The sequence below is a fragment of the Saccharopolyspora spinosa NRRL 18395 genome, assembly GCF_000194155.1.
Taxonomy (GTDB): Bacteria; Actinomycetota; Actinomycetes; order Mycobacteriales; family Pseudonocardiaceae; genus Saccharopolyspora; species Saccharopolyspora spinosa.
Genome location: NZ_GL877881.1, coordinates 355,846 through 380,623, shown reverse-complemented (window position 1 = coordinate 380,623; position 24,778 = coordinate 355,846). Strand labels below are relative to the sequence as shown.

The 24,778-nt window shown below is 67.4% G+C and carries 23 protein-coding genes and 4 pseudogenes; 16 read left to right on the top strand and 11 right to left on the bottom strand.

What is annotated here, in order from left to right:
* Positions 1–17: 17 nt before the first annotated feature.
* From SSPN_RS0135030 to SSPN_RS0135010, 5 genes are read right to left on the bottom strand one after another with little or no spacing between them, the layout of a single operon-like run.
* The gene (locus SSPN_RS0135030) at positions 18–1,337 is read right to left on the bottom strand and encodes an MFS transporter (protein ID WP_010314223.1); all 1,320 of its coding nucleotides are present in this window, start codon (positions 1,335–1,337) and stop codon (positions 18–20) included.
* A 28-nt stretch (positions 1,338–1,365) separates the two neighbouring features.
* Positions 1,366–2,013, bottom strand: a complete 648-nt coding sequence (locus SSPN_RS0135025; RefSeq protein WP_010314222.1) for a 4-carboxy-4-hydroxy-2-oxoadipate aldolase/oxaloacetate decarboxylase — start codon at positions 2,011–2,013, stop codon at positions 1,366–1,368.
* Positions 2,014–2,025: 12 nt separating this feature from the next.
* On the bottom strand, positions 2,026–3,009 hold the full coding sequence (locus tag SSPN_RS0135020; RefSeq protein WP_010314221.1) for a 5-oxoprolinase subunit C family protein: 984 nt from the start codon (positions 3,007–3,009) through the stop codon (positions 2,026–2,028).
* On the bottom strand, positions 3,002–3,709 hold the full coding sequence (locus tag SSPN_RS0135015) for a 5-oxoprolinase subunit B family protein (protein WP_044576437.1): 708 nt from the start codon (positions 3,707–3,709) through the stop codon (positions 3,002–3,004). Before SSPN_RS0135015 ends, SSPN_RS0135020 begins: the two co-directional genes overlap by 8 nt.
* Positions 3,709–4,500, bottom strand: coding sequence for a LamB/YcsF family protein (locus SSPN_RS0135010; RefSeq protein ID WP_010314219.1), 792 nt, complete (start codon positions 4,498–4,500; stop codon positions 3,709–3,711). Before SSPN_RS0135010 ends, SSPN_RS0135015 begins: the two co-directional genes overlap by 1 nt.
* Before the next feature lie 240 nt (positions 4,501–4,740).
* On the opposite strand from SSPN_RS0135010, the gene SSPN_RS0135005 reads away from it, so the two are divergent.
* Positions 4,741–5,883 (top strand): pyridoxal phosphate-dependent aminotransferase, encoded by a 1,143-nt coding sequence (locus SSPN_RS0135005; protein ID WP_010314218.1) that lies wholly within the window; start codon positions 4,741–4,743, stop codon positions 5,881–5,883.
* Between the two features lie 6 nt (positions 5,884–5,889).
* Positions 5,890–6,516, top strand: a complete 627-nt coding sequence (locus SSPN_RS0135000) for a TetR/AcrR family transcriptional regulator (protein ID WP_010314216.1) — start codon at positions 5,890–5,892, stop codon at positions 6,514–6,516.
* 546 nt (positions 6,517–7,062) lie between these two features.
* Here SSPN_RS0135000 and SSPN_RS52815 read toward each other — a convergent pair.
* A pseudogene (locus SSPN_RS52815) lies at positions 7,063–7,230 on the bottom strand (acyl-CoA carboxylase biotin carboxyl carrier protein subunit); the annotation flags it as partial.
* Positions 7,231–7,473: 243 nt separating this feature from the next.
* Between SSPN_RS52815 and SSPN_RS47350 the strand changes: the two are divergent.
* Entirely contained in the window at positions 7,474–8,142 is a 669-nt protein-coding gene (locus tag SSPN_RS47350) for a DUF4142 domain-containing protein (RefSeq protein WP_158309687.1), read from the top strand.
* Positions 8,121–8,762: a class F sortase gene (locus SSPN_RS47345; protein ID WP_010314210.1), complete on the top strand. Its 642-nt coding sequence runs from the start codon at positions 8,121–8,123 to the stop codon at positions 8,760–8,762. Before SSPN_RS47350 ends, SSPN_RS47345 begins: the two co-directional genes overlap by 22 nt.
* Positions 8,763–9,132: 370 nt before the next feature.
* Here SSPN_RS47345 and SSPN_RS0134980 read toward each other — a convergent pair whose 3' ends face one another.
* Positions 9,133–9,978 (bottom strand): alpha/beta hydrolase, encoded by an 846-nt coding sequence (locus SSPN_RS0134980; RefSeq protein ID WP_010314209.1) that lies wholly within the window; start codon positions 9,976–9,978, stop codon positions 9,133–9,135.
* A gap of 473 nt (positions 9,979–10,451) precedes the next feature.
* Here SSPN_RS0134980 and SSPN_RS0134975 point away from each other — a divergent pair, with 473 nt between their 5' ends.
* On the top strand, positions 10,452–11,120 hold the full coding sequence (locus tag SSPN_RS0134975; protein ID WP_143539676.1) for a hypothetical protein: 669 nt from the start codon (positions 10,452–10,454) through the stop codon (positions 11,118–11,120).
* A 307-nt stretch (positions 11,121–11,427) separates the two neighbouring features.
* On the opposite strand, the gene SSPN_RS61905 is transcribed toward SSPN_RS0134975, so the two are convergent.
* Positions 11,428–11,805 (bottom strand): response regulator transcription factor, encoded by a 378-nt coding sequence (locus SSPN_RS61905; RefSeq protein ID WP_010314205.1) that lies wholly within the window; start codon positions 11,803–11,805, stop codon positions 11,428–11,430.
* A gap of 273 nt (positions 11,806–12,078) precedes the next feature.
* Between SSPN_RS61905 and gad the strand changes: the two genes are divergently transcribed.
* Both gad and SSPN_RS0134960 read left to right on the top strand, forming a co-directional pair.
* Positions 12,079–13,362, top strand: coding sequence for a glutamate decarboxylase (gad, locus tag SSPN_RS0134965; RefSeq protein WP_083822279.1), 1,284 nt, complete (start codon positions 12,079–12,081; stop codon positions 13,360–13,362).
* Between the two features lie 15 nt (positions 13,363–13,377).
* Positions 13,378–14,310 carry a nitrilase-related carbon-nitrogen hydrolase gene (locus SSPN_RS0134960; protein WP_010314201.1) on the top strand — a complete coding sequence of 311 codons (933 nt, stop codon included), beginning with the start codon at positions 13,378–13,380 and terminating at the stop codon, positions 14,308–14,310.
* 1 nt (position 14,311) lies between these two features.
* Here SSPN_RS0134960 and SSPN_RS0134955 read toward each other — a convergent pair whose 3' ends face one another.
* Positions 14,312–15,082, bottom strand: coding sequence for a LamB/YcsF family protein (locus SSPN_RS0134955; protein WP_010314197.1), 771 nt, complete (start codon positions 15,080–15,082; stop codon positions 14,312–14,314).
* 175 nt (positions 15,083–15,257) lie between these two features.
* Here SSPN_RS0134955 and SSPN_RS0134950 point away from each other — a divergent pair, with 175 nt between their 5' ends.
* The 7 genes and pseudogenes from SSPN_RS0134950 to SSPN_RS0134920 all read left to right on the top strand — a co-directional run bounded on the left by SSPN_RS0134950 (position 15,258) and on the right by SSPN_RS0134920 (position 22,137).
* Positions 15,258–16,151, top strand: a complete 894-nt coding sequence (locus SSPN_RS0134950) for a 5-oxoprolinase subunit B family protein (RefSeq protein ID WP_029536041.1) — start codon at positions 15,258–15,260, stop codon at positions 16,149–16,151.
* On the top strand, positions 16,148–17,128 hold the full coding sequence (locus SSPN_RS0134945; protein WP_010314194.1) for a 5-oxoprolinase subunit C family protein: 981 nt from the start codon (positions 16,148–16,150) through the stop codon (positions 17,126–17,128). Before SSPN_RS0134950 ends, SSPN_RS0134945 begins: the two co-directional genes overlap by 4 nt.
* A gap of 20 nt (positions 17,129–17,148) precedes the next feature.
* Positions 17,149–17,388: an acetyl-CoA carboxylase gene (locus SSPN_RS0134940; RefSeq protein ID WP_029536040.1), complete on the top strand. Its 240-nt coding sequence runs from the start codon at positions 17,149–17,151 to the stop codon at positions 17,386–17,388.
* Entirely contained in the window at positions 17,385–18,734 is a 1,350-nt protein-coding gene (locus SSPN_RS0134935) for an acetyl-CoA carboxylase biotin carboxylase subunit (protein ID WP_010314190.1), read from the top strand. Before SSPN_RS0134940 ends, SSPN_RS0134935 begins: the two co-directional genes overlap by 4 nt.
* Before the next feature lie 218 nt (positions 18,735–18,952).
* Positions 18,953–20,128 (top strand): YncE family protein, encoded by a 1,176-nt coding sequence (locus SSPN_RS0134930; protein ID WP_044576410.1) that lies wholly within the window; start codon positions 18,953–18,955, stop codon positions 20,126–20,128.
* A 164-nt stretch (positions 20,129–20,292) separates the two neighbouring features.
* Positions 20,293–20,574, top strand: a pseudogene (locus tag SSPN_RS0134925) (pyruvate dehydrogenase E1 component); the annotation flags it as partial.
* A gap of 345 nt (positions 20,575–20,919) precedes the next feature.
* Positions 20,920–22,137 (top strand): helix-turn-helix domain-containing protein, encoded by a 1,218-nt coding sequence (locus tag SSPN_RS0134920; RefSeq protein WP_010314184.1) that lies wholly within the window; start codon positions 20,920–20,922, stop codon positions 22,135–22,137.
* Between the two features lie 29 nt (positions 22,138–22,166).
* Here the strand turns inward: SSPN_RS0134920 and SSPN_RS47340 are convergent.
* Positions 22,167–23,011: pseudogene (locus tag SSPN_RS47340) on the bottom strand (IS982 family transposase).
* A gap of 203 nt (positions 23,012–23,214) precedes the next feature.
* On the opposite strand from SSPN_RS47340, the gene SSPN_RS47335 reads away from it, so the two are divergent.
* Both SSPN_RS47335 and SSPN_RS0134905 read left to right on the top strand, forming a co-directional pair.
* Complete coding sequence (locus SSPN_RS47335; protein WP_010314180.1) at positions 23,215–23,457, top strand: HC3 family zinc finger protein; 243 nt, start codon at positions 23,215–23,217, stop codon at positions 23,455–23,457.
* Entirely contained in the window at positions 23,454–23,669 is a 216-nt protein-coding gene (locus SSPN_RS0134905; RefSeq protein ID WP_010314177.1) for a hypothetical protein, read from the top strand. The genes SSPN_RS47335 and SSPN_RS0134905 overlap by 4 nt, the downstream gene beginning before the upstream one ends.
* 228 nt (positions 23,670–23,897) lie before the next feature.
* Here SSPN_RS0134905 and SSPN_RS60930 read toward each other — a convergent pair.
* Positions 23,898–24,778: pseudogene (locus SSPN_RS60930) on the bottom strand (integrase core domain-containing protein); the annotation flags it as partial.

Genomic DNA, 24,778 nt, shown 5'->3' with positions numbered 1-24,778 from the left:
GGACTGGTCTTTTGCCGCTATTTGTCGGTGAGCGAGGAGCGAGCGGTCTCCCTCGCCAGCAGGACGGAGACGCCGGTTCCCAGAGCTGTGAGGATGACGTAGTAGGCGGGGATGGCGGGATCGCCGGTCGCGGAGATCAATGCCGTGAGGACCAGTGGGGCCGCGCCGCCGAACACTGCGGTTGAGATGTTGTAGCCGATGGAGTAGGCGGTGTTGCGGACCCGGGTGGGGAACATCTCGACGAGGACCGCGTGGATGATCCCGGCATGCCCGGAGTAGAACAGGGCCATGACGACAGCTCCGAGGACCGAGGCGATGACGCTGCCCTGCGTCATCAGCCAGAAGCAGGGGTAGGCGAGGATCACGAGGCCGATCGCCGAGGTCATGAGGACCGGGCGGCGGCCGATGCGGTCCGACAGCTTGGCGGCGAGCGGGATGGAAACCGCGATCACGACCAGGGACACCGCGGTAACGGTGAGGCCCTGGACCTGGTTGAACTTCAGCTCTTTCGACAGGTACGTGGGCATGTAGGTGAACAGCACGTAGTAACCGGAGCTGTTGAGCACCGGGATCCCGATGGCCAGCGCCAGGTTGCGCAGGTTCCCCTTCTCGGCGAACGTCTCCCGGATCGGGTTGGCCGCCACGGTGTCGGATTCTTGGAGCTTGGTGAAGTTCGGCGTGTCGTGCAGCCGGGCTCGGATGTAGTAGCCGACGATGCCCAGCGGTGCGGCGAGCAGGAACGGCACCCTCCAGCCCCAGGCTTGCATCGCCTGCTCGCTGAGGGCGGAGTTGAGGCACATGGCGAGCAGGGTGCCGGTGAGCAGGGCGGTGAACGAGCCGACCTGGGTCCAGGACATCAGGAATCCGCGCCGGTGGGCGGGGGAGTGTTCGCCCACGAAGGACATGGCGCTGGCGACTTCGCCGCCTGCGGAGAAGCCCTGGGCGATGCGCATGCACAGCAGCAGGATCGGTGCGGCGATGCCGATGGTGTTGTAACCGGGGAGCAGGCCGATGGCTGTGGTGGCGCCGGTCATCAGCGTGAGAGCGAAGACCAGCACGGCGCGTCGGCCGATCCGGTCAGCTAGGTAGCCGAGGACGAAACCGCCCAGTGGACGGAAGAAGAAGGTGAGGGCGAATACACCGTAGGTCATCAGGAGCGCGGCGGTGCTGCCTTGTCCGGCGAAGAAGACCGTGGCGATGATCGGGGCGAGGAAGCCGTAGATGCCGTAGTCGAAGAACTCGACGAAGACACCGAGGCTGCCGGCCAGGGTGACGCGTCGCAGTTGGGCGGGTGATGCCTGCTGGTCGGTGGGCTCGGTCGTCGGGGTGTGGGGCATGCTCGACTCCAGGGGCGAGTGGTTCAGGTCAGCGGTAGCCGTGTTCGGTGAGTTTGGGACCGAGGCTCATGAGCTCGACCAGGCTTTGCCCGTCCCGCAAAGCGGTTCGGAAGCGGGCTTCCTTCTGCTCGCGGGCTTCGGATAGCTCGATGACCCATTCGACGTCGCCGGCGGGGACCACCACGACGCCGTCGGCGTCGCCGACCACGACATCGCCCGGGTTGATCGTGACGCCGCCGCAGATGATCGTCTCGTTGACCTTGCCGGGTTGGTTCTTCCCGGTTCCCTTGATGCAGATGCCGCGGCAGAACACCGGGAATCCCATGTCGACGATGGCTTGGCTGTCGCGCACTGAGCCGTCGATGACCAGTCCGGTGATGCCGACCTGCTGGGCGTAGAGGGTGAGGATGTCGCCCCACGGGCCGGCTTCCAGGAATGCCTTGGCGTCGACGACCAGGACGTCGCCGGGGCGGGCGAGGGTGACGGCGTGTTGGATGGCGAGGTTGTCGGCGGGTTTGCAGTCCACGGTCAGTGCCGGACCGGCGACGGCCATCGCGGGGTGCAGGGGCTTGACGGCGCTGTCGAGGGCGCCGGTGCCGCCCTGTGCTTCGTGCACGGTGGCGGCCCCGAGTTCCTTGAGCCTGGCCAATTGATCGGCGGTGGAACTTGCGGTCATGGGAGTCCTCTTTCAGGCGGTGCGGCAGGAGATGCCGAGTGCGGCGAAGACCGTGCAGACCCGGTTCGCCAGAGTTCGCAGCCGGTGCTGGCGGGCCCTGTGCATCGCGACGGCGTCGGCGACGGTTCGGTACCGGAAGCGGAGGTGCTGGCCGGGGCGGAGTTGTCCCAGCGCGTCTTGGGCGATCTTGGTGGCGACTGCGATCACGGGGTATCCGGCGGTGACTGGCCGGCCTCGTTGCAGCACGAGCAACTCTTCGGAGGGCGGGACTTCGACGGCGCCGACGGGGATGCCGCGCGAGAGCACCTCCGCTGAGCTCAAGCGCGGTGGCATGGGGCCGGCCAAGCGCAGTCCGATGTGGTTGCTGCGCGGGGTGACCGCGTAGGTCGCAGATGCGAGGAGTTCGCGGCCGGTGGGGAATTCGGCGATGTCCGGGCCGTCGGTGACGTCGATCGTGCAGGGATCCGGGAATCGCGGCGGCGCGGCTCCCAGGCAGAACAGCGGATGGCGGAAGACCGGGTGGTCGACCGGTCGGTAGTCGCTGCGCAGGCCGACCGTCGCCCCGGTCGCCAGCTGGGTACCGACACCCAGCAGGGAGTCCGGCGCGCAGCTGCCGGAAACCGTTGGTGCGTCGATGGTTCCGTGCACCGCGAGGTAGCAGCGGAGCCCGCCCGTCGGCGCTGCGACCCGGATGGTCGTGCCGGGTTCCAGGCACAGCGGTTCCCACATCCGGCCGAGGCGGTCGTTGATGGTCACTTCGGCCGGTGCTCCGGTGACGGAGACCAGTACGGGACGAGTGGTGCTTAGCGCGAAGCCGGTCGCGGTGATCTCGATCAGCGGGGCGCTGCGCGGATTGCCGACCAGGATGTTGGCCACGGCCGCCGAGTACTGGTCGGCGGCACCGTTGACGGGCACGCCCCGCCGGGCGAGCCCGCGGCGTCCGAGGTCGGTGATGGCAGCGATACCGGCCTGGCGCACTTGGAGTTCTTCAGGCATCCACGACCTCCACGATCTGGGCGGCGCAGTCGCTCCAGTGATCGGCGTCGATGGGGACGAACCGGAACCGGTCTCCCGGTTGGTACGGCACGTACGGCTCGTCGGCGATGTCGACCAGCTTCAGCGGGGTTCGCCCGATCAGCCGCCAGCCGCCGGGGGAACGCACCGGGTAGATGACTGCTTGGTGGCCGGACAGCGCGACGGAACCCGGCTCGACGGCGACGCGGGGTTGCGCGCATCGGCCGATCGGCTGGGCGAACGGCGTGCCGTCCAGCATGGGGGCTCCGGCGGGTGCGCCGAGGAAGCGGACTGGGAACTCGCGGCTGCACAGCGCGTCCACCACATCTTGTTCGGTGATGCCCAGTTCTTCCGCCACGGCAGGAAGATCCGGTCCGCAGGAGCCGCCGAAGACAACCGGGATGCGGAAGGCGCGGCTGCGCAGCGGTGCTGGCGTGGTGGGCTGGGCTGCGATGGTTCGGTGCACCGCTTCCGTCAGCTCGGTGTGCGTGACCTCGTCGCAGTCGAACTCGACGAGCAGGCTGTCGTAGGTGGCAACCAGGTCGATGACCCGATCATCGGGTTCGAGGGCGTCGGCCAAGCGCTGCACGGCCTGCCAGCAGTGCTCGGGGCCCGAGCCCACCGCTTTGGCGAGTAACGCTGAGTCGCCGAAGTCGGTGATCTGCCACGTTGGCGGGGCCATCACCGGGTGTTTCCGTTCTTGGTGGCCAGGATCTCGGTCAGCGGTCGGATGCGCACCGCCGCGGCCACGAGTTCACGACGGACGGTGCGGGCCAACTCGACCGCACCAGGGGTGTCGCCGTGCAGCAGCACCGAGTCGCACCGCACCGGGATGTCGTGACCGTTGATCGATCGGATCACGCCTTCGGTGACCATCCGCACGACTCGTTCGGCGACCTCGCGAGAATCGTGGATCACCGCACCGGGCTCGGAACGGCGCACGAGTGTTCCGTCGTCCTGATAGGCGCGATCGGCCAGGCCCAGGACCGCGACCGGGAGCCCGCGCGAGCGTGCGTGCACGGCGAGCCGGCCTTCCTGCGCCACGATGATCAACAACGGGTCGTAGGACTGCACGGCATCCGCGACGGCCTCGGCGTACTCGTCGTCGGTCACCACCAGGTTGCCGAGCCTGCCGTGCGGGGTGACGTGGCGCAGCCGGGTGCCGTGCGCGGCGGCGAACGCGGACAACGCGCCGATCTGGTACAGCACGTCGGTGCGCACCTCGTTCGGAGTCATCTCCAGTGCCCGCCGGCCGAACCCCACCAGGTCGGGGATCCCGGGGTGCGCCCCGACCCCGACCCCGCGGCGAACGCAGGCGCGCACGGTGGAATCCATCACCCGCGGGTCGCCGGCGTGGAAGCCGCACGCGACGTTGGCCGAGCTGACGACGTCGAGGAGCGCTTCGTCATCACCCATCCGGTAGGCGCCGAAGCTCTCCCCGAGATCCGCGACGAGATCGACTACCGCACCCATGCAACCTCCCACTCGATTCGAGATAGGTATCTCAGTTCAGGACAGCGTGGCGAGCGGGTTCCGTGTTGTCAATAGGTTGCCCCTGGAAATCCAGGCGGTTTAAGCACCTGAAACGGCCGTCGTTGCCGAAGGATGAGGCTTGACCGTGGAGCTCCACCCTCTCCTATACTGCATCAAAACTGAGACTCTACTATCGGTTTCGTGCCGAGCTCGCCGAGTCGCTCGTCCTGAGGAGAAGCTGTGGTCCGGTTCCAGCCGTCGCTCGCCATCACCCGTGTTAAACGTTCGTCGCTTCGGCCGGCCGGCGCGGTCCCGCCGGCCGGGACGGTGTCGCTGGCCACGGGCGAACCCGATTTCCCGACCCCGGAGCCGATCGTGGAAGCCTGTCGTCGCGCGCTCGCCGACGGCTACACCCACTACGGAGATCTCAACGGCGACCCCGAACTCCGCGAGGTGATTGCCGCGGCTGCGTCCGGGCGGTCCGGCCAGGCGTACTCGGAAGGCAACGTCGCGGTGACCCACGGCGGCGCAGCCGCGATCAATGCCGCTGTCCTCGCCGCCGTGAACCCGGGAGATCGAGTGGTGATCCCCGAACCCACCTACTCCCTCTACCCGGACGCGGTGCGGTTGGCCGGTGGCGAACCGGTGCTCGTCCCGACGACATCAGATCACCGACTCGATCTGGACGCGCTCGCCGACGCCCTCCGAGGCGCGCGGATGATCGTGCTGTGCAACCCCGTCAACCCGACCGGAACCGTGTTCAACGGCGATGAGTTGGGCGCCCTGGGTGCGTTGCTGGACGGAACCGATGTCCTGGTGCTGGCCGACGAGGCGTACGCCGAGATCGTCTACGACGGGGTGCCGTTCACCTCCGCGCTCGCCGTCGAATCCCTGCGCGAGCGCCTCATCTACTGCCAGACGCTGTCGAAGACCTACGCCATGACCGGCTGGAGAGTCGGGTACGTCGTCGCGCCGGTCGAGATGACGGCGCCCATCCGTCATGTGCACCGCACCTTCAACAGCGCTCTGAACGCCGCTGCCCAGCGGGCGGCCATCACCGCATTGCGACTCGGCCCAGAACTGGCGGCGCCGATGCTGCGCGCCTACCAGGAGCGCCGCGACCTGGTGGCCAAGCGTCTCGCCGAGATGGACGAGGTCGAGGCGATCAAGCCCGAAGGCGCGTTCTACGCCTTCGCCAGGTACCGCTGTGCGCTGCGGTCCGAGGACGTCGTGCAGCGCCTGCTGGCTGGTGGTGTCGCGGTGCGCGCTGGCAGCGAATACGGCCCCTCGGGGGAAGGCCACGTCCGGCTCTCCTTCGCCGCCGACTTCGATACGCTCGACGAAGGACTGAACCGCATGCAGAAGACCCTCGCGCGACTGTAGGAGGCATTGCTGACCACCACACCGGGGCGCCGCGCGCCGGCCCGCAGCCGGCCACGCCGGGACGCGGTCCGCAACCGAGAGCGGCTGCTCGAAGCTGCGGGGGAGCTGTTGCGCACCGACCCCGGCGGTGTCTCCATGCCCGCGATCGCGGACAGAGCTGGCCTGTCGGTGCCCACCGCCTACCGGTACTTCTCGGCGCTGGACGACCTGCTCAACGCCTACCTGCACCGAGTGATCGTCGAGCTGCGCGACTACAGCCACGACTGCCCGAAAACCGGTCCGGCGCTGTTCGAGGAAGTCGCAGGCGAATGGGCCCGGTTGCTGGAGAGCTACGGGGCCGCGATGGTGCAGCTGCGTTCCCGCGGCGGCTTCCTGGCGAGGCTGCGTGGCAACGACCCGGTCATCTCCACCGTGCGAGAGGCGTGGGAACGACCGGTTCGCAGCGTGATGCGGCACCTGGAGATCCCGGACGAGCACTTCGAACACGCCTTGTTCCTGTGCAACATCATGTTCGACCCGCGCGAGATCCTGGACCTGGTCGACACCGGCCTCACCCGTGACGAGGCCCTCCTGCACCTCGAACACGCATACTTCCAGGCGCTTGTGGGATGGGCCAACGCCAACGGCGCCTGAGCTCCGCGGCGATCGTCCGGAGCATTCGGTGCGAGTCGTCCACCTGCGTCGGACCATCCACAAAGGAATCGTCGGCCCCGCCGCAGCAACCGCAAACGGCGCATGCCGTGACGTCAATGAAAGCTGAGGCAACCTGGCGCAAGTCCAGCTACAGCGCCAACACCGCAACCTGCGCCGAGCTCGCGAGCTCCCGGCCCCATGCTGCGGGTTGACGTCGCCGGGTTCGTGCAGGCCGTCAAGAGCGGCCGGTTCGACCCTGAGCAGTGCCGGTGGCCCCAAAGCCAACCAGGGCAAAGCCGGTGACGGGTGGATGAGGCGAACGGCCTGTTCGTTGCGCTTATTGACGTGAATGGTCCGTTCGCTTCACCCACCAACCGGATGCCGCTGGTGGGTGGATGGGGCGAACGGGGCGAACGGCTTGTTCGTTGCGTCTATTGACGTGAACAGTCCGTTCGCTTCAGCCCACCGCCGCCAGATACCCACCGCCACACAGCGAGTTCCCAAACATCCTCGATAGTGGCCCAAAAGGCTCACGGCCCCAGACGTTCAGTCCTTCAGCTTGCAGAGGGTGGTGCCCTGCGAGACCGGGTCGCCCGGCTGGGCCGACAGGCCCGTGACCGTGCCCGCCTTGTGGGCCGTGCCCGCCTTCTCCATCTTCATCGCTTCCGGCACCGCGATAAGGTCGCTCGCCGCGACCTCCTGGCCGCAGGAGACCCGCCTGTCACAGTCTTGGGTTGAACGGGTCGGTGACGCTGTCGTCGGCATCGATCAACGGGTCCCCTGTGCGGTGAACTGGGAAAGGGCTTCCGAGAATCGCTGGAGGCTGGATACCTCTGGTGATGCTGCGGCCATCTGACCACCGGCCGGAGATCCGTTGATTGACCGAGGTTTTCGCTGCCGCACGTGCGGGTATCCCGACTGCGCAATTGGTTCTTGACTGGGGGGATGATGACCAAGATGAGGAAACGCGCCGCCGCCGCGGTCGGTGGCGTGGCCATAGTGGCGGCGTTGGCTGTGCCCGGCGTTGCCGCGCACGCGGCCGCAGTGGCTGAACAAGACAATTCCTTCATGACGCAGGCCGCGCAGGTGAACTTGGCGGAGATCACCATAGGCAAGCTGGCGCTGCAGAAAGCCAACACGCCGCAGGTGCGGTCGCTGGCGCAGGAAACGCTCACCGACCACCAGGACGCGCAGGGCAAACTCGAACGGCTGGCGGAACAGAAGGGCGTGACGCTGCCATCGTCGCCGAATGCGCAACAGCAGAGCACCGGAAAACAGCTGGAGGGCGCGTCGGGCACAATGTTCGACAGCATTTACCTGCACGCGCAGATCTCCGGGCACCAGGAGGCGAGCACGCTGACTCGTTCCGAAATCGACTCCGGTCGGGATGCTGACGTGCAGAGCTTCGCGAAGGACTTCCTCCCGGCGGTCCTCAGGCACCTGAGCCATGCCCAGGAGGCTGCGAACGCCCTCGGAATTCCGCCGAAGGGGGCCAACACGGGTTCCGGCGGCTTGGCGGAGCGAGCGCAGTCCAGCACTGGCGATCTGGGCCTGGTCGCGGGCGGTTTGGCAATGGTCGTGGCTGCCGGTGCGATGCTGCTGCGGTGGCGCCGGCGGACCGGGTGAGCTCATGGCGACGCCGGGCGCCGGTGGTCGTGCTGGCGCTCGGCCTGGTGACCGTGGCGGCGGGACTCGGCCACGCTCTGGTCAGCGGTCCCTCCCTGCCGCACATCGGGACCGTTCCGCCTGCCCATGCGGGACTTTCTCCGGCTCCAGCGCAGCAAGCGCTGGAGCCGGTGTCGCTGAGCGAGGTGCCGCAGCGCATGCGGCTATCGGCGATGGGTGTCGACGCGCCGGTGCAGCCAGTGTTGCCCGGGCCGGACCGCCAGCTGAGCGTGCCCGAATCACCCGACGTGGTCGGCTGGTGGAGCGCCGGCGCCGCGCCGGGTTCTCGGACCGGCACGGTCGTGTTGGCTGGGCACGTCGACACCCGCAGCGCCGGTCCGGGTGCGCTGTTCCGGGTGGCTGAACTCCAGCCGGGCGATCCTCTCGAGGTCACCTCCGCGCACGGCGCGACCCGGTACCGGATCGCGGCAGTGCGCAGTTACCCCAAGGCATCCTTGCCGGCGGACCTGTTCGACCGGACCGGCAATCCGCGCTTGGCGCTGATCACCTGTGGAGGCCCCTTCGACGACAGCACCCGCCAATACGAGGACAACATCGTCGCCTACGCGGTTCCGGCGTAGGCGGCACCTGTGACCGGGAGGGTGCACTGGCTTCGACGATGTGCAGGCACAGGAGGAATGTCCGACCTGGACTGCGCTGCACTGGGCGGCTTGTCCTACAGTCCCGCGTTTCCAGGAGTCACGGTCTCTTGTGGACCTCGCTGGGTTCGAGGGCGCGGGTCAAAGTCCTGCCGTCCTGGCGAGCTGAACAGCCCGTAGACTTGCGGGACCGCGCCTGTCGGGGCCGTCGGCCAGCTTTGATGGCCCTGAAGCGTTGGGTCGTTGCCTTAGCGTCGAATGCACGATTGATACCGCCGAGGATCGAAGGCCGAGGGCAGTCCATTGAGGACATTCTTATGCTCGGTCGAGCTGTGCACGCGAACCGAGCGGGTTATCCCGCGGCGTTGTCAGTGAGGTACTTGACGATGATGTCGATGGCGGTGCGGAAGTGCGGGCGGTTCGGTCTGTTTAGGAAGCCATGAATCGTTCCCGGGATGACGTGGTGTTCGACGGGTATGTGCGCGGCGGCGAGTTCGGCCGCGAAGGCCTCGCCGGAGGCGCGCAGCGAGTCCCGGTCGGCGTCGAGCACGAGGGTGGGTGGCAGTCCTTCGACGTCGGAGCCGCCGGGGAAGGCGTGGGGGTTGGTCATCGCTTCCGGTGTGCCGGCGTAGTTGCGGTTCATCCGCTCCACGGTGCCCGGCCGGAGCCGGAGGATGCCGTGGCGGCCGCGCAGGCGGGCGGCCAGTTGCGGGGACGGGGCCGGGAGCGCGGCGTGGAAGGTGCCGTAGGCGAGTACCAGTCGGAACGGCCCCGAGGCGCGTTGGTCGCGGAGCCGGAGTGCCGTGGCTGCGGACAGGCAGGCTCCGGCGCTCGCGCCGCCCAAAGTCGCTGCCCCGGTTGGTGACTGGGCGCGGACCGAGTTGAACGCGTCGGTGACGTCGTCAAGGGGGACCGGGAAGTGCACGCCCGGCAGCGGGCCGGGCTTGGGCCTGCGGAAGTGGTTGAACGGCGGCACCAGTCGGTAGTCGACGGTGACCACGGTGCGTCCGGTCGCGGCGATGGCGTTGGCGACGGCGTGGGACTCGGGTTGGTCGAGACCGCCGCTGACGAAGCCGCCGCCGTGGATCCAGACGAAGGGAGCGCGCCGCTGCGCGGCCGCTGCCGACGGGGTGTAAACCCGGACCGGGATGGGCCCGTGCCTGCCGTCGACCGAGGTGTTCGCCACGCGTGGATCCATGCCGCTCCTCAGCAGTGCGCTTCGGCCACCGTACGCGCACGGCCCGGGTGGTCGGACCGTGCGCGTGGCTTCCGCACAGCATCGATCGTTCTGCCCGTAACCGCCGCCGCCTGCGGTTTGGATGCTCAGCGTCGCACCCCGTTGCAGGTCCTGGCGGCGATAGCGCGGTGCACGAGGTGCGGGCTGGCTGTGACGAACACGGGGCCCTACCGGGTGTCAGATGTTCTACCAACCCACCCACGCGGCAGCCCCAGGCCAGGGCACGCGTGTTCTGCCGGGGGAAAGGTACAGGTTCTCGCGACTGCTCGTGTGGTCCTCGCCGCGAACACCTACCAGATTGACCATTACTCGCGATCGGGAAGGGTGCAGGTGATGAAGAACTTGCTAGTCCGACGTGGCAGGATCGGCCCTTTGAGCTGGCATCGCGGACGACGCGGTGCGATGACGTGGTCCCTTCGGCTGGGCCCTTGGTCGTGGACCAGCAGCAGCTCGTCCAGCCGGAGATCTCGGCGTTCCCGCTGGAAGGCCGGACGCTAAGGGCAGGCAGGGCGGTGATGCGTACCGGTGACTCGGCCGATCCGAGTTGTTCGCCCGTCGTGGAATACAGATCGATGACGCGGCGTTCCTGGGGCGTCGTGGCGGTTGTTGCCGGCGCCCAGTTCTTCGCGGACCTTTGTCTCCGCCGCGACGCGTTCTCGGTGGGCAAGGTCGAGTTCGGTGATGCGCTGGCGACGGGCACGCAGCCACAGCGCTACCGCGCCGCCAGTGCCGATCACGATTCTTTCGGCGAGTTTGAAGATCTCCCGCCGATCTTGTTGCTCGGTTCCTGCGCCAAACAGCATCAGCACACGATCCCGATCGGGATCGTCCAGCGATGCATCACCGGTACCGATGTGCTCGGTGAGGGTTCGAGCTCGTCGGTCTTCCCCACAGGACTGCTCATGATCTATAGCGTGCCGAACGCCCCATCGGCACCACCATGCATGGTCTCAATGAACATGTCCTGCAAGGTAAATGCGCCACCACACCGTCACCAGGTGAGGGGACGCGAACGACGATGCGGTATGCGCACCTGGCGGATGCCCGTTGGACGCAGGTGCGCGACATCATCGGCGGCCTGGAACCGACTTCGGGCGGTCTGAGTTCCGATGCGATCGCCGAGGCTGTGCGAGCGCTGGCCGTGACGGAACCCGAGCGGTGGTCGGCGTTCGCCGTAGCCGCAGCCGAGGAGAACGCGAACGCCGCGCCCGACGCCGTCGGGAGTCGCGTGAGCCGGACTAGCTGTCGCGGCGCACGCCGCTTGAGGCGCCGGTCTCCTGTTCGAGATCTTGGCGAGATTCCCCGCCCCGGCCGAGAAGGAGTTCTGCTCCCGCATCGGTTGCCGGCCAACTCGTACGGCTGGCCTGGTACTCGGGTTGCTCTGCGGATCTCACGCCACCACGGAGTGGGCTACCTGTTGCCCCCCAGGGCTTTCACGACCGCTGAAGTTCGATCGCCCACGCCCAGCTTGGTGAAGATGTTGCGGAGATGGTTCTTGACCGTGCGCTCCGATATGCCCAGCGATCGGGCGATCTCTCTGTTGGAGCGGCCGCGAACGAGCTGGTCGAGCACCTCCCGTTCCCGCTTGGTCAGCGGGGACAGCACGTGGCCGTTCGCAGCGACTTTGGGAAAACCATCGTTCTCGTCTGGTCGGGTCAGCTCGATCCGGAGCGCAGCAAGCTGACCGACCTGGTGCAGGACCTGGCGCATCGCGCGTGAATGCTCAACGGCCTCGTGCAGCAGAGCGGTTATCGCCCGGTCTAGCGCCCGGTCGTGGGAACGGGCCATCAAACGCCTCCACTCGGGCGGTTCGGCCGGGGTCGCCCGGTACCCGGTTCGTCGATCAGCACTTCCTATTTCGCCACGCGACCAGCGGAGATAACTGAAACAGCGATCAAATCGCTCGAATGCCGCAGGAGATACCCCGGACGGCCCAGCACGGTTGGTGGGTCCTGCACTAGTACGAAAGCGCTGGGCCGAATTGTTCATGGCGCATTGCTCCTGATCGCTCGTAGCCTGGCCGATGTTGTCGCACACCACCAGCAACAGGAGTGTTCAACCATGTCTGCTCTGGCGAACGCGGCCGAGGAACCGTTATGTTCCTCGACGCAACTTCGGCGCGGGATCCCGGATTTCGGAATGGACGCGGATGCAGCGCTGAATGCCGTGGCGGGCAGGTTGCGCGGCGGCTGCAGTCCGGAACGGAACCTCGCGACCTTCCTCACCACATCGATCGAACCGGAGGCGCAGCGGCTCTACCGCGCCTACCTGAACTACAACCTGGTCGACCGCGAGCAGTACCCGGCGATGGACGAATTGCTGCGCGAATGCGTGCGGATCATCGGCGTGCTGTGGCACGGGGATTCGCGAGCAGTGGTTGGCAGCGCCACCACGGGGTCCAGTGAGTCCGCCCTGCTGGCCGGGGTCTCCTTGCTGCGGAGCTGGCAGGAACGCACCAGGGACGAGCTGTCCCGCCCGAACCTCGTCATGGGTGCCGGCGCGCACGCCTGCTGGAAGAAGTTCTGCCGCCATTGGGGAGTCGAGGCCCGCATCGCCCCGGCCAGGGCCGGCCGGCTGGCCCTCGACGGCACTGCGGCCGCAGACCTGTGCGACGAAGGCACCATCGGCGTGATCGGCATCCTCGGATCCACTTTGGATGGTCGTTACGAGCCGATCGCCGAGATCGCGGCCGAGCTGGACAGGCTCGACCAACAACGCGGGATCGACGTGCCCATGCACGTCGACGCCGCATCCGGCGGGTTCATCGCACCGTTCCTGGACACCGAGCTCTGCTGGGACTTCCGCATCCCGCGGGTGGTTTCGATCAACGCCTCCGGCCACAAGTCGGGCATGGTCCTACCGGGCTTGGGTTGGCTGCTGTGGCGCGACGGGGGCCGGCGCAGCCCCGAACTGGGGATTCGGATCAACTACCTCGGCGGCGACGACACCCACTACGAGCTGAGCTTCTCCAGGTCGGCAGCGCCCGTGGTCCTTCAGTACTACAACTTCGTTCGCTTCGGGTTCGCCGGTTTCCACGCCGTGCACGCGCGTTCGAGGTTGCTGGCGCGGCAGTTGGCCGCCCGCCTGCACGACACCGGGCGGTTCCGGCTGCTTGGTGACGGCAGCGAGCTGCCGGTGGTCGTGCTGACCGCCGAGCTGCCGATCAAGTTGCGGCGGTTGGCGATGCACCTGGCCGACCGCGGCTGGGCGGTGCCGGTCTACACGCTTCCGCCGGAACTGGGCAACGTCGAAGCGATGCGCGTCGTCGTCCGCAGCGATTTCACGCTAGAGGCGGTCGAGGATTTCATAGCCGCTGTTGAAGAGTTCGTCTCCACTGTGAATTGATCGGAGAGGAGAGCCATGCGTCCCGTCAGAATCATCAGCAGGTTGGTCGACCGCGAACCCCCACGGCCCGGTACCGGAATCCGGGTTTCGCTCTTCCAAGGCGAGAACCCGGCGGGTTCACCGACCGCGAAGGCGGAGAACCTCGCCAGGATGGAGGAAGTTCTGGCCCTGGCGGCCGACTACGAGAGCCAGCTCTGCGCGTTCCCCGAGTGCTTCAACACCGGCTACGCGCTCGGGCGTGAGCAGTGCGAACTGCTGGCGGAGCCGTACGACGGCCAGTCCGTCAAACTCGCCCGGAAGCTCTCCAAACTGCACGAAGTCGCAGTCGTCCTGCCCTACGTGGAACGGGCGGAAAGCGGTGCCTTGCACGATTCGGTGGCCATTGCCGCCGACGGCGAGCTCATCGCCAACTACCGTAAGACGCACCTGTACGGCGCCGCCGAACGCGCGAACTTCACCGCTGGTGAAGAGATTCCGCCGGTGGTCGAGCTGAACGGATTCCCGATCGGCTTGCTCAACTGCTACGAGTGCGAGTTCCCGCCGCTCTACCAGAGTCTGGTCCGGCGCGGTGCGCGGTTGATCGTCGGTCCCACGGCTGCCGACCGGCACTTCACGCTCCAGGACGGGACTCCGACGCTGGTTCCCTATCCCGATGCCACCGAGCACATCATTCCCGCGATGGCGGCCGTGTGGCGGGTGTTCGTCGCCTACGCCAATCGGCGCGGCTGGGAGGTGTCGGAACGCGGGCAGTGGGAGTACCGGGGCAATTCCGGCATCTGGGCGCCGAACGGTACCGCGGTGGTGTGCGCCGGCCCCGAGGAGCGAGCGGTGGACTCGTTGCTGGTGGCCGACTGCGTGCCGTGTACCGTGCCGCCGTTCAGCCCGGAAGGGGACCACCTGGGCGATTCGCGCATCGAGTCCTCCGACCACCTGCTGCCGGCGGGTTGACTCAGGACCGCGCGTCCGCGACCTCGGCCATCGAAGCCAGGCGCACCCCTTCGGAGGCGAACCGGTCGCGGATCGCCTCCGCGATCTCCACCGCATTCGGTCGGTCGCCGTGCAGGCAGATCGTGTCGGCGTCGACCGCGATGGGCGTGCCCGCGACGGAGGTAACTTCGCCGCGGAGCACCGCCACCGCCTGGTCCGCGCAGCGCTGCGGGGACTTGGCCCGGGGATCCGGCTCGATGATGATGTGTCCGGATTCGTCGTAGTCCAGGTCGGCGAACGCCTCCCGCACCACCGGGAACCCCCGCTCGGCGAGACGTTCGGCGACCGGCCCGGCCAGGAGCACGACCCGCACGCCGGGGGCCGCAGCGGCGAAGGCCTCCACCACGGCTTCGGCGACGGCGTCGTCCTTGACCGCCAGGCCGTAGAGCGCACCGTGCGGCTTGACGTGGGAGATCGCGGCGCCGTGGTGTGCGGCGATGGCCTGCAGGGCACCGAACTGGTAGAGGCAGGCCCGCGCGGCTTCCCCCGGGCTCATCGACAGAGCTCGCCTGCCGAAGCCGATGAGGTCGGGGAAACCCGGGTGCGCGCCGATCGATGTCCGGCCGTCACGCGCCAGCTCGACGGAGCGGCTCATCGTCGCCGGATCCCCGGCGTGCCAACCGCACGCGATGTTGACGGATGTCACGAGCGGGATGAGGCGGGCGTCATCACCGAGCCGCCACCGTCCGAGGCTCTCCCCGGCGTCAGCGTTGAGATCGACGAGAGTGCGCAACTGGTCACCTCCAGGTCGGCCGCTGATGGTAGGTGCCGGGACCGCCGCACGCAGAGCGGTCACAAAGCGGCTCACCCGAAGGTGCCTCACCCACGCACGACCAAGCTGCGCGGAACGTTCCTGCGGCGCATTCTCAATTCGCATTCGTTGGCGAGGGGGGTGGGCCGTGACCGCGATGGAGGTTCAGCTGCCGCCGGCGCGCTACGAGTTCGGTGGCGACGAATTCGTCTTCGTCGAACTCGACCGGGAGATGAGCCTAAAAGCCAACCTCAAGGCGATGGCGATCACCGGTGCGCTGCGCCGCGAGAACATCGACGGAGTCATCGACATCTGCCCGTCCAACGCCTCGTATCTGGTGCGGTTGAACCCCGATCGCCTGCACCCGGCCGAACTGGTCGAAGAACTGCGCAGATTGGAGCACACGGCCGGGGAGCTCCCGGACGACCACGCGGTGCGCACCCGCATCGTCGACGTGCCGGTGCTCTTCGACGATCCGTGGACCCGCGAAACCCTGCTGAAGTTCCGCGACCGGCACCAGGATCCGGACGCCACGGACCTCGAATTCGCCGCCCGCATCAACGGTTTCACCGATGTCCGGGCCTTGGTCGAGGCGATCACCGCCGCACCATTCCTGGTCACCATGCTTGGTTTCGTCCCGGGACTGCCGTTCTGCTACCAGATGGTGCCGCGCGACCGGCAGATCCAGGTGCCGAAGTACGTGCGTCCGCGGACCGACACGCCGGAACGGGCATTCGGCTACGGCGGGGCTTTCGCCGTGGTCTACCCGGTGCGCGGGGCCGGCGGGTACCAGCTCTTCGGGATAGCTCCCGCTCCGGTGTTCGACCTCGCGCAGCGGTTGCCGGACTTCGCCGACGACATCGCGTTCCCGCGGCCCAGCGACGTCCTGCGGTACCGGGCGATCGATCGCGACGAATACGACCGCACCCGTTCGGAGGTGGAGGTCGGGCACTTCCGCTACCGGATCCGCGACGTGGAGCTGGTTCCGGCGGAACTGCTCGCCGACCCGGACGCGGTGAACGGCCGGCTCTTGGAGGTGCTGTACCGGTGAGCTTCCTGATCGTGCGCTCGGGCGGCTTGTCCACGACCGTCCAGGACAATGGTCGAGACGGGCGGTACGCCATCGGAATGCCGCCGTCGGGGGCGGTGGACCAGTACTCCTTCGCGGTGGCCAACGTGCTCGTCGGCAACCCGGACGGGGCTGCTGCCCTGGAAGCGACGTACCTCGGACCCGAACTGGAATTCACCGACTCGCGCACCGTCGCGGTGACCGGCGCGGACGGCGGCGTCACGATCAACGGGGAACCCGCCCCGGCGTGGCAGGCGCTGCGGGTATCGGCAGGTGACGTGCTGGCGGTCCAACAGGTCCGCGCCGGTGCCCGTCCGTACATCGCAGTGGGCGGTGGTATCGACGTGCCTCCCTACCTGGGCTCGCGCTCGACCTACATGCTCACCGGTATCGGGGGTTTCCAGGGGCGGGCGCTGATCAGCGGCGACCAGCTGCCGCTCGGTGAGCCCGGACCGGCCCCGCCGGCCGGCACCGAGGTGCCCGAGGAGCTGCGCCCGGATTTCCCGGCGGCGACCGAACTCCGGTTCGTCGTCGGGCTGTGCGCCTACCGGTTGACCGGGCGCGCGCTGGAGTCGTTCCTCAGCACGGAGTGGAAGGTCACCAAGGACGCCGACCGGGTCGGGTACCGGCTGCGCGGCGGATCGCTGGAGTTCATCGAACGGGAGCAGCCGTTCGGTGCGGGCAGCGACCAGGCCAACGTCGTCGACCTCGGCTACCCGATCGGCTCGGTGCAGGTTCCCGGCGGCGACGAGCCGATCGTCCTGCTCAACGACGCGGTCACCGGCGGTGGGTACGCGACCATCGGCACGGTGATCTCGGCGGACCGGGACCGCATGGCGCAGACCAGGACCGGGGGTCGGGTGCATTTCGTGCCGGTGGACGTCGAGGCGGCGATGGCCGCCCGACAGGAGCGGCGTGCACGTCTGGAGAAGGCGCGGGCGGCGGTCGCACCCGCTTAGCGCCGTTCAAGGGGGAGTCGATGTCTACAGTGGATGCTCAACTGCCGGGGGTCTTCTACCGGCGACCGTCACCCGACGCGGACCCGTTCATCGAACCCGGCAGCGTTGTCCGGCCGGGCCAGACGCTGGGGATCATCGAGGTGATGAAGACCTTCAACGAGATCAAGGCGGACCGGGCCTGCCGCGTCAGCAAGGTCCTGCTCGACGACGGCGACGAGGTGGACGTGGGCCAGACGATGTTCGAGGTCGATGAGCCATGACCGGACTGCGGCGAGTGCTGGTGGCCAACCGCGGCGAGATCGCCGTTCGGATCATCCGCGCGTGCCACGCGGCGGACATCGAAGCGGTGGCGGTCTACTCCGATGCCGACGAACACGCGCAGTGGGTGCAGATGGCCGACGATGCGGTGCACATCGGCCGGTCTGCTGCGCAGAAGTCCTACTTGGACCCGGATGCGCTGCTCAAGGCGGCGCGGTCCACCGACGTGGACGCGGTGCACCCGGGCTACGGATTCCTGTCGGAGAACGCCGCTTTCGCCCGGGCGATCGATGAGGCCGACCTGGTGTTTATCGGGCCGCCCCCGGCGGTCCTTGAGCAGATGGGCGACAAGGCCGCCGCGCGCCGCGCGGCTGAGGCCGCTGGCGTCCCGGTGGTGCCTGGCAGCGGCCCGATCACCGATCCGGCGGACGCGCCGCGGGCGGCTCTGGAGCTCGGATTCCCGCTGCTGCTCAAAGCAGCCGCGGGTGGGGGAGGCCGGGGGATCCGGACGGTCCGCGATGTCGAAGAACTGCTGGACGTGCTGCCCGGTGCCCAGGCAGAGGCGCGTTCGGCGTTCCGGGACGCGACGATCTATCTCGAGCGCGCGGTTCCCAACGCGCGGCACGTAGAGGTGCAGTTGCTCGCCGACGAGCTGGGGAAAGTGGTGCACCTCTTCGAAAGGGACTGCTCGGTGCAGCGGCGCCGGCAGAAACTCCTCGAGGAGGCGCCCGCGCCGGCCCTGCGCGAGACGACCCGGCAAACCATCACCTCGGCGGCGGTGCGACTGGCCGAGCACGTCGGTTACCGGAACGCCGGCACCGTGGAGTTCCTGGTCGACAGCGATGAGAACTTCTACTTCATCGAGATGAACGCGCGCGTCCAGGTCGAGCACCCGATCACCGAGGCGATCACCGGCGTGGACGTCGTCGCGGAGCAGCTGCGTATCGCCGGTGGCGCGCCGCTCGCGCTGGATCAGGACTCGATCGAGTGCCGGGGTGTCGCCATCGAGCTGCGCATCAACGCCGAAGACCCGGCGCGCGCCTTCACCCCAACTCCTGGCGATGTAACCGCACTGCACCTGCCCGGCGGCCCGGGTGTGCGGGTGGACACGGGTATTTCGCAAGGGGACCGGATCAGCCCGTTCTACGATTCACTCATCGCGAAGCTCATCTGCTGGGGAACGGACCGCCAACAGGCCTACGCCAGGGCGCGGCAGGCGCTCGCCGAGTTCCACGTCGAAGGTGTCGCGAGCACGGTGGCACTGCACCGCCGGCTGACCAGCAACGCGGAACTCGCCGACGGCCCGGTCCACACCATGTGGCTGGAGAAGGTTCTCGCCGACGACTGACCGCCTTGCCGGGGTACCTGGTGGCACGACGCTCCTGACTTGTGACCGCCTTGCCGGGGTACCTGGTGGGACGACGCTCCTGACTTGGTCACCACTGCCCGTCCAGGCCGTGCGCGCCTGGAGACCCTCACCCGTGCGGGGGCTGTGGTGGATTCGGAAGCGTGGTGTTCCCACGTCGTTACCCGGACCAAGCGATGGCGGATTGTAGCGTCGCGGCCATGCAGATCAGGACAGCGCTTCTAGCGGTGGTCGGCATCGTGGGGCTGGCGGCGGCGGGATGCAGCGGCCCAGAACTGGACAGTGCGGTCTTCGCCGACACGCCCAAGGCGGTGCTGGCACCACCGCAGTTCAACGTCCTGCCGGGTATGCCACCCCCGCTCGACCAGGGTGACGTTTACGCGGCAACCCGTCCCGGCCACCTGTCGGAAGCGATGAAAGGCGTGCGCAACCTGGTTTACGTGCCCAACAGCCTGGACGGCACGGTCTCGGTGATCGACCCGAACACCTTCAAGGTCGTGGACGCCTTTCCCGGGGGCGAGGAACCGCAACACGTGGTTCCGTCCTACGACTTGAAGACGCTCTACGTCACCGCGGACAAGGTGCCGGCCGGGACGCTCACCCCGATCGACCCGAAGACCGGCAAGCCCAGCACCCCGTTGCCCATCCAGGACCCGTACAACCTGTACTTCACCCCGGACGGCCGCTCGGCGATCGTCGTCGCCGAGTACTACAAGCGCCTGGACTTCTACGATCCGCACACCTGGCAGCCGCAGGGCAAGCTGCCCGTCCCGGACTGCGCCGGGGTCAACCACATGGACTTCACCGCCGACGGCAAGCTCGCGCTGGTGACGTGCGAGTTCGCCAACAAGATGATCGTGCTCGACGTCGCCAGCCGCCGGCAGGTGCGCACCTTCCAGCTCGACCGCGTCCCCGACGGGATGCCGCAGGACAGCCGGCTCGCGCCGGACGGCAAGACGTTCTACGTGGCCGACATGATGGCCGGCGGCGTGTACCTGTTCGACGGTGCGGCGAACCAGCAGATCGGCTTCGTGCCCACTGGCAAGGGCGCGCACGGGATCTACTTCTCCCGCGATTCGCGGCGGGCGTTCGTCGCCAACCGCGGGGAAGGCAGCGTGTCGGTCCTGGACACCAAGACCCACCAGCCCATCGGCAAGTGGCACATCCCCGGTGGCGGAAGCCCTGATATGGGCGGAGTTTCCGCGGACGGCAAACAGCTGTGGTTGTCCGGCCGATACCACAACGAGGTCTACGTGTTCGACACCGACACGGGCCAACTCCTGGCCCGCATCCGAGTCGGTGCCGGTCCGCACGGTCTGACCTACATGCCGCAGCCAGGCCGGTACTCCCTCGGGCACACCAGCAACCTCCGCTGAAGCCAGCGATCACTCGACGTTGTATCCGGTGCGTTTGTGACCCCCAGTTGAGAGCGAACGGATTCGCGGTCGGTTCTCGCTGTCGTGGAGGCTGTTTTGGTATGTGCTGGTGTGGAGCGAACGGACCGTTTGTGCCGTCTAGTGAGGTGATCAGGCCGTTCGCTAGTCCCGGCCTGCTGTTCGAGGCATTGCGGGCGCGGCAGGGCGCCGGCGGATCGGCGGGAATCCTGAACCAGGTCTTCCCGGCGCACCGGGCGACCCCGCTGGTGACCGTCCTAGATGGACACCCGCACACGCTGGCGTTCCTGGCGGGCATCAACCAGGTCCGAGCCGCCCACCTCGGCGTCACGAACTTCGGCCAGTCGGGCTCCCTGGAAGACGTCTACCACTACCACGGCCTGGATACCGACACCATCGTCCGCACCGCTCTCGACATCAGGATCTAACGGACCGTTTGTGCCGTCTAGTGAGGTGATCAGGCCGTTCGCTTCACGCCAGTAGTCCGGGGTTTGCGGCAGGTGTATGGAGCGAACGGACCGTTCGTGCCGTCTAGCGTGTGGCGGCGAGGAGCAGTGGAGTGGGGTTCTTTCCGGCCACGCGGGGTTGACCGGCCAGAGCTGGAACGCTAAGTCGGCACAGCCGCGCAGCAGCGCCCGCCCGGCATCTCGGATGCTGGGCGGGCGCTTCGCTCGTGGCGCTGATCGACGTCACGTGGTGCCTTGCTATGGGCTGTCGTTTTCTGGTGGAGTGCCCTTAGCATGTGCGATGATCGTGACAGAGGGAGCGAGCGCATGGACCCGTTCGACGAGGAAGCCCACATTGGCCGCCGAATCCGTGAAGTCCGCGCTTTCCGGGGCATGACCCTCAAAACCACTGCTGAGCTGGCGGGAATGACCCCCGGCCACCTGTCGAACATCGAGCGCGGCCGACGGCGGGTGGACAAGCGATCGACGTTGGAGGCGCTGGCCGCTGCGCTCAGCGTCGCACCGTCCGAGCTCGCCGCTACTCCGTTCCCGCCTCGTGACGATGCAGCCGCCGAAGCGCGCGCGGCGGTCGGGATGATCGAGGCTGTTGTCGCTGACTTGCGGCTGGACGATCCGGTCGAGGTAGAGCCGCGCGCATGGACGGAGATCGTCGCCGACCTCAAGCACCTGAACTCCGATCTACGTCCGCGCGCGGACTACGCGGCGCAGGGCCTCCTGGTGCCAGGACTGATCAAGGAACTGCACGCGGTGTACTACACCGACCAGGCACGCCGCAGCGACGCACTAGTCGGCCTCGCCACCTGCTACCACGCGGCATCGATGCTGGCGAAATCGATGGGGGTTCCGGGAATCGCACAGCTGGCCGCCGACCGCAGCATCACGATCGCCGACCGACTCGGCCGCCCCGGGTGGATCGCTCACGCGGCATGGGTCCGAACCCAGGCGATCGGTGGCAGCGGACGTAAGCGGCAAGCAGCGTTGGCGCGCCGGTCAATCGACGCAGTTGACCGCGAACCGATGACGCCCGAGCTCCGACAGGCGGTCGGACAGCTCCACCTCAACGCCGCGCTCGCCTACGCCTCGATGGGACAGGAGTCCGACGCCTGGACCCATTACCGGGAAGCCGAGGAGCTTGCCGAGCGACAGCGCGAGGACGTCGGCCAGTTCGGCTACATGTGGTTCGGTCGCGCCAACGTTCGTATCTGGCAGGTGGCGTTAGCAACCGAGTTCGGCTACGGGGGCCGGGTCGTGGAAATGGCCAAGGGAGCACGCCCGGAAGTCGTGCCGTCTCCGGCACGCCAAGGCGAGTTTTACGCCGACCTCGGACGGTCGCTCGCAGTGGACAAGCGGACCCGCAGCCAGGCAATCCAGCTACTCCGCAAGGCCGAAAACCTTGCCCCGCAGCGTGTTCGGAACATGCCGTTTGTGCGGGAAACCATAGCGGACCTGGTGCAGCGGGCGCAGCGCGACTCGGTCGGCCGCGAGCTTCGCGGAATGGCGTACCGCATGGGAATCACCCTTTAGCCCAACTAGACGAGTAAGTCTGAATACGATCAGTGATCGTAGGCGGTGAGTGAGCGAGTGACTGGCTGGCCGGTGCGGCCGTCGCCCAACGCACCGAACGCGGCATTGCTCTGGAGCAGCTCCAGGGCATCCGTGAGGTGTCGTTGACCGACTCGATGAGTTGGCGGACTTTCTTGAGCATCGGCTCGCCTGCTCGCAGGACCTCCTTCTTGCGCGACGGGCGCAGCAGCGTGATGCCCTGTTCGGACAGTGATCGTTCGAAGGTCTTCGAGGCGAACCCCTTGTCACTGATCAGCAGCAGCCCGGCCCGGTCCTTGATCATCTCGGCGTCGACCTCCAGCATCGCGGCCAGCACCTCGCGCTCGCCGAGCTTGGGATCTGCCAACGCCCACAGCATCGGCATCCCGGCCGGGGTGCACACCAGGTACAGGCGCAGACCCCAGAAGAACCGCGAGTGTGACGCGCAGTAGCCGTAGCCGGCGAAGCCGGCCAGGTCCGAACGCTTGACGGTGGGGCGGGACATGCCGCAGGGCACCGGGGTGGAGTCGGTGATCCACACGGTGTCATGCCAGAAGTCGGTGTCGCGGGCCAGTACCCGGATGATCCGTTTGATCCGCGGCAGTGCGGCACGCAGGCGCTTGTTGTACCCGGACTGTCCGGGCAGGTAGGGGAACAGATGCCGCAGGTGTGTGCGGGTGTAGCGCAGCCATCGGGCCTCATTGTGAAAGCCCAGCATCGCCTGCATGACGGCCAGGCACAGTAACTCGGAGTGGCTGAGCTTGGGTGGCCGACCAGGCAGCCGAGCCGAACCGGCCAGGTCATCGTCGATTTTGACGTAGAGTGCGATCACGAGGGTGTCCAGGTCTGTCGTCACAAACGGATCCTGGCCACCCTCGCCTCATGCTCGCAGGAATTTGGAATTACTCGTCTAGGGCGCCTATTCACGGAGAAAACTCCGCGTACGTCGCTACTCCTAGCTTGATCAGTGCGGGCGCTGCGGTTCGTTGTTAACCGGCCTGCACCGAGCGTGGAGGTGACGGAATTGGGAACCAGCCGGATGCGGCACTGCGTGGTGCCGTGCTATACGCACCGCATCTGTTCCACTGGCTTCCGGCCGCTGGCGCACGGCACGCGAGCACCGACTCGCAACAGCTGGGGCACAGATACGCCCCCGGCGCCGAGGTCACGACCCTGTGCGACAAGCGCGTCAAGGCCGAGTCAGGCGAGATTGCCTGGTTGTGGGAGACGTGCCCGGACTGCAACGCGGCGGCGCACGTGCTCGCCCGGTGCCCGATGGCGCCGGTGGCGGGTGCGCGATGAACGCGCAGGTGCAATCGCAGCTGCACGAGTTGTTGGTGCGTGCCTCGGCGGTGCTGGAGGACCTCGCCGATGACGTGCGCGAGCAGACCGTCACCGACGAGCGGTACACCGAAACCGCGGTGCTGATGTACGAGATTGCAGAGCTGCTGCGGGACCAGAGCGCGACCTACGTTCCGCCGCGCGTAATCGACGGCGAGGGGACAGGCCGATGATCGCCGCGTTGATTGCGACGAGTCTGCTCGGCGTTGGCGGGTTCGCGGTGTGGGCGACGTTCTACTACGCCCCGGCGCGGCACGGCGGTGGCGGTGAGGGTGCGCTGAAGGTTGCTTATCTAGTCGCGCGGGTGGAGGCCGAGGCGCGTGGACGTGGCCGGCATCGGCTGCGCGAGCCGGTCGTAAGGGTCTGCCCAGACTTTGATTGTCACTGGGGGTTGACTGTTTTCAGGCCGCTGTTGCGGCGGGGGTGTAGATGGTCTCAAACTCGACCGGGGTGAGTTTGCCCAGGCCCCGTTGTCGGCGTTTGCGGTGGTATTTTGTCTCGATCCAGGTGACGATGGCGGTGCGTAGTTCTTCCCGGGTGCGCCAGCGTCGTGTGTCGAGAACGTTCTTTTGCAGCAAGGAAAAGAATGATTCCATTGCGGCGTTATCGCCGCACGCCCCGACCCTGCCCATCGACCCGGTCAGCTTATGGTTGCGCAGCAGGCACCGGTACTTCTTCGACCGGAACTGGCTGCCGCGGTCCGAGTGTACGATCACACCGCCGGGTCGCGTAGGGCGATGGCGTTGCGCAACGCGGTGACGGCATCGGTCAACCATTTCACATTCGGCGCGTTCGCGGTGAAATCCCGGCACACGAGGTCGTCGTGCACCGGCGGCCCAGCCTTGCGGTAACGGGCTTTTTTCTTAGCGTGTAAGGAAAAGATCCGTTGGATGGAGCAGATCCGCCACACTCGGTTCTCCGACACGGCAAAGCCGCGGGCAGACAGTTCGTCGGCGATGAACCGGTACCCGTCGGACGGGTCGGCGGCATGGATGTCGAGTGCGGCGTTGATCAGCTGAGCGTCATCGAAGTCTCGTTGTGAGACCGGGTCAGATCGCCACTGGTAGTAGGCCTGCCGGGAGATGCCCAGCACCCTGCACGTCACCGCGACCGGCACCCGCACAGGGGCACCGGCCGCAGCCAGTTCACGGAGAGCGGGAAGACTATTTTCCCGGCAGGTTGCCCTGCGCCAGGTAGGCCGCGGCCTGACGCAGGACCTCGTTCTCCTGCTCCAACAGGCGGTTGCGCTTACGCAGTTCCCGCAGCTCAGCGGACTCCTCAC

What these genes read in the sequence shown, in the direction of transcription:
- SSPN_RS0135030 (WP_010314223.1), bottom strand. Translation starts at nt 1,337, where the DNA reads ATGCCCCACACCCCGACGACCGAGCCCACCGACCAGCAGGCATCACCC.
- SSPN_RS0135025 (WP_010314222.1), bottom strand. Translation starts at nt 2,013, where the DNA reads ATGACCGCAAGTTCCACCGCCGATCAATTGGCCAGGCTCAAGGAACTC.
- SSPN_RS0135020 (WP_010314221.1), bottom strand. Translation starts at nt 3,009, where the DNA reads ATGCCTGAAGAACTCCAAGTGCGCCAGGCCGGTATCGCTGCCATCACC.
- SSPN_RS0135015 (WP_044576437.1), bottom strand. Translation starts at nt 3,709, where the DNA reads ATGGCCCCGCCAACGTGGCAGATCACCGACTTCGGCGACTCAGCGTTA.
- SSPN_RS0135010 (WP_010314219.1), bottom strand. Translation starts at nt 4,500, where the DNA reads ATGGGTGCGGTAGTCGATCTCGTCGCGGATCTCGGGGAGAGCTTCGGC.
- SSPN_RS47350 (WP_158309687.1), top strand. Translation starts at nt 7,474, where the DNA reads ATGAGGAAACGCGCCGCCGCCGCGGTCGGTGGCGTGGCCATAGTGGCG.
- SSPN_RS0134980 (WP_010314209.1), bottom strand. Translation starts at nt 9,978, where the DNA reads ATGGATCCACGCGTGGCGAACACCTCGGTCGACGGCAGGCACGGGCCC.
- SSPN_RS61905 (WP_010314205.1), bottom strand. Translation starts at nt 11,805, where the DNA reads ATGGCCCGTTCCCACGACCGGGCGCTAGACCGGGCGATAACCGCTCTG.
- gad (WP_083822279.1), top strand. Translation starts at nt 12,079, where the DNA reads ATGTCTGCTCTGGCGAACGCGGCCGAGGAACCGTTATGTTCCTCGACG.
- SSPN_RS0134960 (WP_010314201.1), top strand. Translation starts at nt 13,378, where the DNA reads ATGCGTCCCGTCAGAATCATCAGCAGGTTGGTCGACCGCGAACCCCCA.
- SSPN_RS0134950 (WP_029536041.1), top strand. Translation starts at nt 15,258, where the DNA reads ATGGAGGTTCAGCTGCCGCCGGCGCGCTACGAGTTCGGTGGCGACGAA.
- SSPN_RS0134940 (WP_029536040.1), top strand. Translation starts at nt 17,149, where the DNA reads ATGTCTACAGTGGATGCTCAACTGCCGGGGGTCTTCTACCGGCGACCG.
- SSPN_RS0134935 (WP_010314190.1), top strand. Translation starts at nt 17,385, where the DNA reads ATGACCGGACTGCGGCGAGTGCTGGTGGCCAACCGCGGCGAGATCGCC.
- SSPN_RS0134930 (WP_044576410.1), top strand. Translation starts at nt 18,953, where the DNA reads ATGCAGATCAGGACAGCGCTTCTAGCGGTGGTCGGCATCGTGGGGCTG.
- SSPN_RS0134920 (WP_010314184.1), top strand. Translation starts at nt 20,920, where the DNA reads ATGGACCCGTTCGACGAGGAAGCCCACATTGGCCGCCGAATCCGTGAA.
- SSPN_RS0134905 (WP_010314177.1), top strand. Translation starts at nt 23,454, where the DNA reads ATGAACGCGCAGGTGCAATCGCAGCTGCACGAGTTGTTGGTGCGTGCC.